Below are 12,281 nucleotides of genomic sequence, written 5' to 3'. Positions count from 1 at the left end.
AGCGCGCTTTGAGGGCAGCGACGACAATGCAATTTTACTGCAGGTTGCCAAGGCGATGTACAGTAAAGCGTACAATGCAGCGAGTGAGGCGGCGAAGCAGACTGGCTATGATGCGCTGATAGTGCGCTTTGAGGACAGCGACGACAATGCCATTTTACTGCAGGTTGCCATGGCGATGTTCAATAAAGCTTATAACGCAACTGGTGAGGCGAAGCAGGCAGGCTATGATGCACTGATAGCGCGCTTTGAGGGCAGCGACGACAATGCAATTTTACTGCAGGTTGCCAAGGCGATGTACAGTAAAGCGTACAATGCAGCGAATGAGGCGGCGAAGCAGGCCGGCTATGATGCGCTGATAGCGCGCTTTGAGGGCAGCGACGACAATAAAATCTTACTGCGCGTAGCTATGGCGATGTACAGTAAAGCGTACAATGCAGCGAATGAGGCGGCGAAGCAGGCCGGCTATGATGCGCTGATAGCGCGCTTTGAGGGCAGCGACGACAATGCAATTTTACTGCAGGTTGCTAAATCCTTTATTAACATGGCCAATATTGCATTATCAGAAGGTAAGATTGATAGTGCAGCCGAGTTTATGAGTAAATTTAAATTAATTCATAATATTAACGGTGACAAATTTAAAGCATTAAGAGAAAGAGCTAAGCTAATTGAAGCAATGATTGGGGAAATGAAATGACTTTCAATATGTCAGGATCCGGTCGTGTCGACCTGCCGCTATGACGCCCAGCTGCTGATGCGCATTTATCAGGGCGCATCACTGAGCTGGCACTGGAGCGCAGGTGCCGCCGTATCTGGCAGTTACTGCGCCGTGCAGGGCTTCATGTGCAAGCGCGTGTATCGCCTTTATCATCTGAACGGGCTGGGTGTAAGGCGTGCAGGTCACGCGTATTCTGGACAGTATTGCGCTGTTTCTCGACTATCCGGCTACGATAAGAACTGACCAAGGGCCGGAAGGAGGCAGGGCACATATCAACAACTCATTGATATGTGCCAAAACTACGGCCACATGTGAAGTTGTTAACAAACGACATTTAACATAATATACATTATGCGCACCGAAGTGACGATACATGGAATCTGGCTATCTTTCATTTGCCCTGGTCAAAAATTCACATGGCCAGTCAACCTCATGCTCTTATCTGATTTTTCAGTAGCAAATCTCATCCAAGCAATCCGCTGATGCAACCGACAAAGCTTGCTCTTCATTAGTTGACGCTCCTGCTCGCACCCATCCTTAGATTCTACGACCACGCCAAATCATTGGAACAATTTCTGGTTGTTCGAGTGCCTAACTGTCTCGACCCTTGCCAAGCCTGGCCAGCATCCCATCATCACGAGCCACAAAGATAAGCTTTCCATCAAGAAGCCTATCCAACAAAAACATAACTTTCTCTGCCAGAGCATTTAGAGCCTCAAAATGGCGATCGGGCAGGATTTCGTTTTCGTAATCTTCACGTTAACACTATGGCCAAACAGATACCTAAAACCAACCTGTTGACCATTTTTACCTCATCAACAGGTCAAAACCCCCTGCTTTATTGATCGTGCTACGTGAAATCTGAAATGGTATGGCTACACTAACCGTGCAGATTTCACCAAAATGTATGTCTGTAATGAGTCGTTCTAGCCTCTTCGTCGTTACTGTTCTTCACCCAAGTGCTTCAACAGCAAAACTGTCATATTACCCTGATAATCCTTATAAACGTTACCCGTGCGGGTAGTGCCTTGGGCGTGAAAAAATTAAATCTCCACTCGGTGGGCACATCGTTTTGGACAGAAGCCTCCTGGGGCTGGCCCGCACCGTGGCACGCCATCAGCACCAGTACCGGAAGAAGTCCCGCCAAACGGATTAGGAACAATGTCTGCTACCAATTGCCGTAGGGATAGGTTTTCCCTTTGATAAATTCGGGAGTATCTCCGTAATATTTATACCCATTGGGGTGCCTAGTTATCCCTTTGCAAAGCTCTAATTTATCCCCGGACACAGTCATTAAGACTGATGGCGTCACGCGATAATTAGGCTGACTACCAATACCTCGTAACCAGACAGCTACCTTACCTCCCGGAGCCAGACCAATTTGTATGTTGTCGTAATACCCGATATTACCATGATAATCCTTATACACGCTGGGGTTGCGCATTTTCTCTACAACGGCGTCAGACAGGGTCAGGCGAGTTTCATACACTCTTTTATCAATCACGGAGTCCCAGCAGAAAAGAATATGCCTGGGGGGATTTTTAACGTGATTCCAGTGCCCTCCGGGTGCTCGATCGGTATCATTCCAATTACCGATCACTTTATCGAGGTCTGGGGTGCTGTCCAGCGTATTAAACCGGTAATCAGTACCGTTAGCATCAAGGATAGCGACAAACGTTACCAGTGCGGGTAGCGCCTTGGGCGTGAAAAAATTAAATTTCCACTCAGTGGGCACATCGTTTTGGACTGAAGCCTCGGGCTGGCCCGCACTGTGACTGTGGCACGCCGTCAAAAGCAGTACCGGAAAAAGCCCCGCCAAACGGATTATTTTCATATTCTATTTCCCGCCATATCGTAAACTGTCCGCTGCCAGCGCTCATCCGGACGGTTGGTAAAGTTCACCATCTTCGCCGGTTTGACTGCCCCAGCGATCATTCCCTCACCGTCTCTGACCACGCTGTTCCAGTTGGCTGAACAATGGATATATTTCTCTGCCAGCATTTCGATTTCCTGACTGATGAATCCGAGATCCGATGCCCCATTCCGTACCGCGCGGCCCATCACAATCGCTTTTTCACAAAGGCAGTTTAGTTCTACTGGTAATGAAAAGTCTGGAACACTGTCATCAATAGGAGCAAAGACCACGCCTGCATCTTGCGCCGCATCGAGCATCACCCGTAGCACCACCCTCGACCAGTCGTTGCGCGTCGGGCGCTCAATGACCGCTGCCGCCCCGCTGCGTTTTTGCGGCATGCCGTAGCGATCGGCTGGCATCCGCTCGTCGTGCCAGGTATCAATGTTAATGTCCAATGCCTGCAACAAAGGGCCAATCGCTGGCCAGGTATCCATCGCACTGAGTTGCTCACAGGCCTGCTGATAAACCCGCGTTTTCGTATCAGGTGTGGAAAAGGGTACGGTTTCAAACTGCGGACGGGTGATGAAATAGGCTTCGTACTCGTCAGGGTTGTAACCGCCACCAATGTCAGAGTGCGCACCGGGCAAAGCCAGTTCCGGCCATGCAGGTTTCACGCTGTTCAACGCAAAGTTAAATCGGCATTCGTGCTGTGCGGTGATATGAAAAACCTTCTCGGCTACCCCCGGACGCAGCACTATATTCACCTCGCCCGTATCGGCGCTGTGCGGATTGAACCCGTTGACCGGCGTACCGATGCCAGCCACCGTATCAAATATCCCCAGAAAACGGGTTTTACCGCCGGGAGTGCCTGAGAACTCAATACTTCCCAGACCGGACTTGATAGCAGTGATAATCGCCTGGTCCTGACTGAAAACTCGGTTGGCAAAATGCCGTGCCGCAGCAGCTCCCCGGCTGAACCCGAAAATATCAAATTGCAATTCTTTGATGATCCAGGAACTGGCGTCAGGCAGGTTATCCAGATAACCTTTGATAGCAGCAACCAGCATAGCGACTGCCTTATCGGTTTTTCTCACCACTCCGGAGTTACCTCTGCCGGTGCCCATCCCGTAAGTACTGTCGCCTTCCCCGCTTTCCGTACCAATCCCCTCGATATAAATTGCACGCTGGCCGTATCCCGTATCGGCAGTGAGTTTTTGGTTATATAGAATATTGAGCCAGTGCACATTGGTGTAATACCCGAGATGACTTCCTGCCGCGAAGCCGCTGTGTCCGCTTTTTAGTTGAACGCATTGGAAATAAGCTGACTGAGCATCGGCATTGTTCATCCCAAAATGCTCTCCGGAGCAGGCATCAAGGCTGGCTGCGGTATTATCCGCATTATTGCCGGTGCCGTCGAAAAACACCCCGATGGTCAGGGTAATTTCCCGCTTCTGCCTTTCCTTTTTGGCCGCCTGCGCGTGCTGCTCTGGTTCTGCTGCCTGTTTCTTAGCGCTTTGAGCATACTGTGCTGGCGCCGCTGCCGGTCCGCTATTCATCGGCATTGAGCTCGGAGATATGGATGGGGCAACCGAGAGCGGCTGACTGCTCGCAACAAGACGATGGCTACCAGCCGTGCAACCACACGCCACACGGTGGCCGTCAAGTGCCGTTGGTACACCATAAAAACTTAAGTTTGCTTCCCCTTCGGCAATAACCCCAATTTTCCCGCAAGCCGGGCACGAAACCTTATGCCCTTTCAGAGCGACAGGAATACTATCACACGTGTAATGATTTCCCGGTACCCCCTCCAGTACCCGCCCCCCTGTGGTGGTCGTATCACCTTGGCAAATAACTGATATTCCCTGATAGTTCATCCCTCGGCTCATACCCTACGAACCTCTTTGTCAGCCTCTTCCATGACATTACTCCATGTTTTATTATGGGTTGCATCCGGAACCAGACTAAACTCTCTACGGCAAACTGTCAAAAATTGACCAACATGAAGAAGCAAAGGGACACCATCATGTTTAACGTCAATATCACGAAATTGACGCCAATGCGTATCATCGGCCTGCCTAACACAGGGGCTTACAGGTGGTTCTATCGGGCTTTCACTGAGCGATACCAACGGATAACCAAGGCAGGGAATCCCTGCCTTAAAACCTCCTGAAATTCATTACGGTGCTACAGGCTTACCATCGACGGTCACATTTCTGATCGCATTGAAATGCCAAGGTGTATCCCCACGTAATTGGCTAAAAGTCACGTGGTCAAACTGACTGTCTTCTAAATCGCTGATGGCAGTTGGGGGCACATTATTGAAATGCACATTGTTGAAGCGAATCTGCCGGTGCCAGGCATTCTTGTCGCTATTCCCTTTGATTTCGATTGCTGGCTTATCCCCCAACGTTCCCTGTACCGTGACGTTCTGCACCAGGAAATTATAAAATTGAGCCGGTTTTTTCGCCGCAGGGTAATCAATCTTGGCGTTAGGATCCGAATAATTCAACGTCAGGATCACCGGCTGGCGGAGAATATCCTTCATGGCATTATTGCGGAATGTGATGTTACGAGCACCACCGCCGATATCCGTGGTGCTCTTGGCGCGTAAACCTACATCGGTAAGGTAGATGACATTATTTTCGGCCAGAATATCCTCAATCCAGGCCCCAGTGTGGCTGCCCGTCACCACAGCGCCATGCCCCCGGCGTAGATAGTTGTTGAATAACCAAGCCCCTTTCATTGAAGGTTGCTCATCCGCTTTTTCCCCGGTTCCTGCCGCGAAGTTAATACAGTCATCACCCGTATCAAAGAAGTTATTCATGACTATCACATTCTGGCTGTTACCAAACTCAATGCCATCGCCATTGTTGGCATCAAAGGTTTGATGGATCAGGTTATTGGCCGTCACATTGTGATTCTCCAACAGCATAATGCCGTGGAAAGCCGGATTGCGTGCGGTGAAATCGGCCAGATACACATTCTCAACGCCACGCAATGTCACCAGGCTAGATCGGCGCTGCCCATAAGCGACTTGTAGCGGCACGCCTTCGGCCACCGCTTTAGCGACCTGATGCTTAGCCAAGATGCCATCTTTATGGACTTCACTATTTCTACTGGAAATATACTGTGGCAGACGGTTTCCCACCTCATCGACAATCTCAGCGGTTTTCTGGCGTAACCAGCCATTGCCGTCAATCACTCCTGGCCCAACAATGCGTATATTGCGGAAAGTTCCCGGCTCTACGTGTTCTGAATCGATGGCATTAAGCAGAGAGGCTGGCCGCATTTCGGTAGAATAGCTATACAACCGGTAAGCTGGCGGGTAATCAGCCGGGTCATCAGAACCCAGCAAGGTAGAACCCGCTTGCAGGTTAAGTGTCATATCACTTTTCAACCACAGCGCCCCGGTTTTATAAACTCCCGCAGGGACATCAAGCCGGCAGCCAGGTTGGCAAGCATCAATCGCCCGTTGAATCGCTTTCGTATTTAACGTGGTGCTATCCCCTATAGCGCCAAAATCCGTGATATTGACCACGGTCGGTAACGGGGTGGTTTTTATCGTAATGCTTTGGCTCGCATCTGATAGCGTACCATCGGCATAGAGCGCTTTAACGGTAAACGAATACTGACTCTCGGGCTTTAAATCCGTTACTTTGAAATTCTGGATCACAATCCGCTGCGAAAAAGTATCTTTGTCATTCGCATAAAAATGATTGATGTAAGGCTTGGCAGGTGAAAACCGATCGTTGTTTTCACTGGCTTTCCCCAGCAGTTTCCCTGCTGAATAAACCAGATAGTCAGCGATATCTCCGGTATCTTCTGGCGCTTTCCACACCAACATCAGGCTACTGTCGTCAGCAGACAGGGCTGGAACATGCAATTGCTGCGGTGCTTGTTTATTTAGTGGAGCGGCAGATACCTGCGGAGTGGTTGCAATCAAACTGGTTGCCATACACAGAAACATAGTCTTAATCGTTATAGAGGAAGGAGAGAGCTGTATTCTCATGGGGATCCCTTATCACTGGAAGAACAGTCAAGGTTGCTGTACCCAAAGAATCGCAAGTTGCAGGCAAACAACAGCTGAACGGCAAACCGCCCCGCCGGCTCAGTTTAGATAGCGTCTATAGCGACTAGAGCAAGGCAAACGAAAACTCGCAGATTGAAAGGCTAATAGGTATACAGCGCATTGAATACTAACCCTTTTGCTGTTAAATTCAAATAAAAGAAACGCTGTATTAAAATAGACACCATGGTTTATTTATTTGTGACAGGTGTCAAAAATGGATCACATAGTGTGAGTCCCCTCACCCCAAAAACCTATGTAGAGAAATATTGAAGTGGCATTCAGCACTGGAATGCCACGGAGTGAGCCCTAGCGATACCGGCTAGCCTACCTCAGCGCCAATTCGGATCCTTCATTACCGAATAGCGACCGCTGCCAAGGAAGGCGATGGCCAGCCCGGCAAAGAAATACACCGCCATATCTTCTGCTCCCCAAGCCCCTACCTTCGTCAGCATCAGCGCCTTGCCGGGATCGATCAGCAGGTAAGCCGCCAGCATGGTAAATGAAAACACCAACGCCGCCGGGCGGGTAAAAATCCCCAAAATAATCAACAGTGGAGCTACTAGCTCACCGACGAAAACGCCGTAACCGATAAATCCAGGCAACCCATGTTGAGTCAGCAATCCCTGGATATAATCGATGCCGCCGATCAGTTTATGCCACCCATGGAATATCATCATAATGCTGAACGCCAAGCGCAGTATCAGTTTGCCCAGATCCGGACGATCCATGACACGATTAAACCAATTCACCATGTTGCACCTACTGAGAGTTAATGATAATCGCAATCAATCTAATCCTAAGTTGCATTTTTACAACGAAATTCGTAGTAAACCTTGATCTAACACATTAAATAAACTTTCATAAAAACCGACGCCACCTGCATGCCCGCCTCCTTAGATCGCGGCGTTATAGTAAGCTTGAGAAGAATTATCTTTCTATCTATAGGAATTAAATGTTAATAATTGGCATTTTATGCTGACATTGGTTTTTTGGTAGCTAAACATATTGCCCTCGTGGGGATTATATATCATTAAATACTTTATTAATGCTTAAGCTTGCGGAATATGGCCTCTCATACCATATTTATTACACTCTGAAGAATGTGGTGGATTAAGTGAAATAAAAAACTTAGCCACGTACTTTAACCCGTAACATTCGGAACGAGCTTTTATTTTAATGAGATACCACGCGCCTGCGCAATGCTGGCCCGCTCTGTGTATTTCATTTTATTTAGCATAGCAATTCACCGCTAATATCATTAGCCCGGGAAGTAAACTTTGTGAGCCTCACGTAACTGTTCGCCACCAGCGGCGTTCTTGCTTGCGCGCAGCACACACTATTCGCTTAAATTCAAAAGGTTAACATGCATTAAATTACCGTTATTGTTTTTACAATAGCGTTATTTTTAGTGCATCTAAAAAACAAAAATCATGAACATCCACGTTACTGGAGGCTCAGGGATTAATACGCCCTATTAATCCATAGCAATAAATAAAATGACTAATGCAACCTGTTTTATTGATTTTTCCCGGTGGCAGTATTAAGGCCACCATCATAAAAACCTATACAGGCAGCACCTTATGAGCGATGAACAACTTGCATCCGATGCGGCACTACAGCAATTTATCGATCTTTCCCGTTTATTAACCGGTTTCGACCGCTTTGAGTTACTCGGTACGGGTCAGGCAGCCTTTTATTTTGACTGGGTACAAACGCACGCGGCAGAACGTTTTGCCACGTTGTTGGCAACGTACGGCGATCTCCCGGCAGATGCTGCACAGCACTCGTCCTTTGTAGAAACCCAACTGCTGGGTTCTGAGAAGTTGTCAACGCTGGTGCGCAGCATTATTAAACTGTGGTATCTGGGCCAGTGGTATTCGCCAGACAATCCCAATGATACGCAGATCCCCAGCGCTAACAGCTATCAGCAGGGCTTGGTGTGGGATGCGATCCATGCCCATCCGCAAGGTGCCAAACAACAAGGTTTTGGTGCCTGGGCTGAACCGCCAGTAACCACCTCCACAGTGGTGAAACTATGAATATCATCACTCCTGAACAAGCAGAGACAACCGAGTACGACGTGGTGATCGTGGGCGGAGGGATCTCTGGTGCCATCGTTGCCAAAACCCTGACGCAGGCGGGAAAACGCTGCCTGATCGTCGAAGCCGGTACCGGATTGGGGACGGACTATCAAGGCTATCTGGACTACCTCAACACCTTTTATACCGCAACCATCAAAATCCCCAATGCGCCCTACCCAAGCAATCCTAATGCCCCGGAACCGCTGGAAACCGAAGTCAGCAAAACGCCAAGCGATAAAGGTTACTTTGTCCAGCGTGGACCACTGCCCTTCAGTTCAACCTACACCCGCTATCTGGGGGGAACGACCTTGCACTGGCTCGGCACCTCGCTGCGCATGCTACCAGAGGATTTTCGCCTGAAGTCGCTGTATGGCGTGGGTATCGATTGGCCGATCGATTATCAAGAGCTGGAGCCGTGGTACCGTAAGGCGGAGCTGGAGCTTGGGGTTTCCGCCAATGTGGAAGAACAGTCCTACCTTGGTGTCACCTTCCCGCCTGGTTACGTCTACCCAATGCACGGCCTGCCCGCGAGCTGGAGCGACAAGCAACTGGCCAGCCGTATCGATGGCATGCAGGTGGAAGATGACGGCAAGTCTTACACCCTGAAAGTGCGCGGAACGCCCGCCTCACGCAATAGCGTTCCCAATAGTGCTTACGATCAAGGGCGGGGCTATACCCCAAAAGGTGCCGTGGGTAACGACAAAGTGGGCCACCGTTGCATGGGTAACTCCAGTTGCGTGCCTATCTGCCCTATTCAGGCCAAATATAATGCACTGAAAACGCTGAACACCGCCAACCACGAAATGCTCGATATCGTGTTGCAGAGCGTGGCGTTCCAATTGGATATCGACCCACACAGCAAGGCGATCAACAGCGTTCAGTTCAAACACTATCGATATCCTGGCGATGACTCCTACAGCCTGCATACGGTGAAGGGCAAACGCTATGTGCTCGCCGCCCACGCTGTCGCCAACGCGGTGCTATTACTGGCCTCCGGTGCCTGTAAAGGCAACGATCTGGTTGGCCGCCATCTGATGGATCACCCAGAGCTGTTGACATGGGGCCTAACCAAGAAAACGCCATTGTGGCCGCTACGTGGCCCATTAGCGACCTCCGGCATCGAGGATCTGCGCGGTGGCAGCTTCCGTAAACACCACGCACCGTATCGGTTTGAAATGGGCAACGACGGTTGGCTGTGGCCAGCTCAGGCGCCGTCGAAAGATGTGATCACTCTGGTAGACGATGAGCAACTGCACGGTAAAGAGTTACGTCAAAGGCTCAAAGACCAGGTTTCACGTCAATTCCGCTTTGGCATCTTGGTGGAACAGCTGCCGGAGTACGATAACCGCGTCACCATCGATCCGAATTATCTAGACATAATGGGTAACTATCGCCCGGTCATTCACTACGATTTATCGCCCTATACCCGAGCCGGTTTCGCCAGCGCCTACGATATGTCGATGAAAATCTTCGACCAGGCCGATATCAAGAATTACTCGTCCTACTCAAAAGAGGATGCCGGAGCCTTCGTCTGCCCAGACGGCAGAACCCTCACCTTTAACGGTGCCGGGCATTTTGCCGGAACCCACTGCATGGGCGGTTCACCAGAGAGCTCCGTGGTGAATAAATACCAGCGCACCTGGGAGCATCCCAACCTCTATCTGGTGGGCTGCGGCAACATGATCAACATGGGTACCTCAAACCCAACGTTAACCATGTCGGCGCTCACCTGTTGGGCTGCACACAATATCCTGCAGGATCTGAACGGGGGGCATCATGCGGCAGATTGATTGGCAGCAAGCCACCGCCCAACCCTATGATGCGGTGATCGTAGGTTCAGGATTTGCCGGTTGTATCATGGCCAAGCAGTTGACCCGCGCTGGTCGCCGGGTGCTGATCGTCGAAGCCGGGACGGGCAACGACAGCTTTGGCCAGCACCTGGATCATGTGCAAACCTTTATGCAGGCCGTGGCAAAAACACCTAACGCGCCCTATCCCGACTCCCCTAACGCGCCACAGCCGGAAGTGACTGACGTTGAACCCATCACGCCCGGTAAGCCTTCGCACAAAGGGTATTTCGTGCAGATGGGGCCCTATCCCTTTGAAAGTAACTATACCCGCCGGCTGGGTGGCACTTCGCTGCACTGGTTTGGCAGCTGTCCACGGATGCTGCCGGAGGATTTTGCCATGGCCACGCTGTTTGGTCGTGGCGTGGACTGGCCGCTGAGCTATGAAGAGTTACTGTCGTATTATCAACGCGCTGAACTGGAAATTGGCGTTTCCGCCGATGTGCAGGATCAGCAATACCACGGCATCCATTTTGCGCAGGGCTATCAGTACCCGATGCAAAAGATCCCCCAGAGCTATCTGGATCGCTGGATGATCGCCGGATTGGCCCAGGCCGAATTACCCGGTACGGCAGACAAAGCCCAGATCCGCTCTATCCCGCAAGGCAGAAACAGCGTGCCCAATGCAGGTTATACCCCGCGTGGTGCGGTGGGAAATCCGGCCGTGGGTCGCCGCTGCATGGGCAACTCCAGCTGTATTCCGATCTGCCCGATCCAGGCTCGTTACAACGCGTTAAAAACCCTGGTGGAAACGGATGCCGATTTGCTGACCCAGGCGGTTGCCTCTCGTCTGCATATCGCGCCAGAAACGGGGAAAATCAGCGCGTTGGACTGCAAGGTGTGGAAGAACGACAGCAGCCATGACTTTGAGCCGATCACCTTACACAGCGAGCTGTTTATTCTGGCCGCCAACGCCATCGAAAATGCCGTGTTATTACAGGCATCACAGGCCTGTCAGTCCAGCGGAGAGCTGGGACGTAACCTGATGGATCACCCCGCCATCTTGTCTTGGGGGTTAGCGCCAGAAGCGATAGGCGCATTTCGTGGGCCGGGTTTGACGTCAACGCTGGTGAACTACCGGGGTGGCGAATTCCGCCGCGATCGCGCCGCCTTTGTGCTGGAGATCGGCAACTGGGGCTGGAGCTGGCCACGCAACGAACCGGTGGACAGCACGCTGGATATGGTGGATGACGAGCGATTGTATGGCAAGGAGTTACGCCAGCAGCTTGGGCAGGTACTGCCCCGGCAAATCCGCCTGGACATGATGACCGAACAGCTGCCGGATGCCGCCAATCGCGTCACCATCGACGATCGCTGGCGTGATCCGCTCGGTAATTACCGGCCAGTAATCCACTACAACGTGGACGACTATAGCCAAGGCGGGATGGCGTTTGGTCGCGAAGTGGCCAGCAGCCTGTTCAGCCAACTGGGCATCAAGGATTTTACCCACTACCAGTCGGACAACCCCGGTTATTTCACCTGGCAAGGTAACGGTTACATCTGGGCGGGCGTTGGCCATGTGGCAGGCACCCACCGGATGGGAACGCGGCCAGAGAATTCGGTAGTCAACCGGCACCAGCAAAGCTGGGATCACCCCAACCTTTACGTTATTGGCTGCGGCAGCATGCCAACGCTGGGCACCTCAAACCCCACGCTCACCATGACGGCCCTGACCTTCGCCACTGCCGACCATATACTCGGACGGAAACATTGA

At 51.1% G+C, this 12,281-nt stretch carries 8 protein-coding genes and 1 pseudogene; 5 read left to right on the top strand and 4 right to left on the bottom strand.

Going from position 1 to position 12,281, the window contains the following annotated elements; all coding sequences use genetic code 11:
- Both AC6HVW_RS12535 and AC6HVW_RS12530 read left to right on the top strand, forming a co-directional pair.
- Window positions 1-694, top strand: a 694-nt coding sequence (locus tag AC6HVW_RS12535; RefSeq protein WP_497569454.1) for a hypothetical protein, incomplete at its 5' end; no start/stop codon positions are given.
- 44 nt (window positions 695-738) lie between these two features.
- A pseudogene (locus AC6HVW_RS12530) lies at window positions 739-971 on the top strand (IS3 family transposase); the annotation flags it as partial.
- Window positions 972-1,883: 912 nt separating this feature from the next.
- Here the strand turns inward: AC6HVW_RS12530 and AC6HVW_RS12525 are convergent.
- From AC6HVW_RS12525 to AC6HVW_RS12510, 4 genes are all read right to left on the bottom strand, one after another.
- Entirely contained in the window at window positions 1,884-2,549 is a 666-nt protein-coding gene (locus AC6HVW_RS12525; protein WP_447889077.1) for a DUF2931 family protein, read from the bottom strand.
- Window positions 2,546-4,444, bottom strand: coding sequence for a type VI secretion system family protein (locus AC6HVW_RS12520; protein ID WP_497569453.1), 1,899 nt, complete (start codon window positions 4,442-4,444; stop codon window positions 2,546-2,548). Before AC6HVW_RS12520 ends, AC6HVW_RS12525 begins: the two co-directional genes overlap by 4 nt.
- 302 nt (window positions 4,445-4,746) lie before the next feature.
- On the bottom strand, window positions 4,747-6,525 hold the full coding sequence (locus AC6HVW_RS12515) for a glycosyl hydrolase family 28 protein (RefSeq protein WP_497569452.1): 1,779 nt from the start codon (window positions 6,523-6,525) through the stop codon (window positions 4,747-4,749).
- Window positions 6,526-6,968: 443 nt separating this feature from the next.
- Window positions 6,969-7,391, bottom strand: a complete 423-nt coding sequence (locus tag AC6HVW_RS12510) for a DoxX family protein (protein WP_021806367.1) — start codon at window positions 7,389-7,391, stop codon at window positions 6,969-6,971.
- An 828-nt stretch (window positions 7,392-8,219) separates the two neighbouring features.
- On the opposite strand from AC6HVW_RS12510, the gene AC6HVW_RS12505 reads away from it, so the two are divergent.
- The 3 genes from AC6HVW_RS12505 to AC6HVW_RS12495 are packed head-to-tail and all read left to right on the top strand — an operon-like array spanning window position 8,220 to window position 12,281.
- Window positions 8,220-8,678: a sugar dehydrogenase complex small subunit gene (locus AC6HVW_RS12505; protein ID WP_071683564.1), complete on the top strand. Its 459-nt coding sequence runs from the start codon at window positions 8,220-8,222 to the stop codon at window positions 8,676-8,678.
- Window positions 8,675-10,510, top strand: a complete 1,836-nt coding sequence (locus AC6HVW_RS12500; protein WP_071683565.1) for a GMC family oxidoreductase — start codon at window positions 8,675-8,677, stop codon at window positions 10,508-10,510. Before AC6HVW_RS12505 ends, AC6HVW_RS12500 begins: the two co-directional genes overlap by 4 nt.
- Entirely contained in the window at window positions 10,497-12,281 is a 1,785-nt protein-coding gene (locus tag AC6HVW_RS12495) for a GMC family oxidoreductase (protein WP_071683566.1), read from the top strand. The genes AC6HVW_RS12500 and AC6HVW_RS12495 overlap by 14 nt, the downstream gene beginning before the upstream one ends.

It is taken from the genome of Serratia sp. NCCP-200 (genome assembly GCF_059697885.1).
Note: the sequence above shows the minus strand (reverse complement) of the source record. Positions and strands in the feature narration are given on the sequence as shown.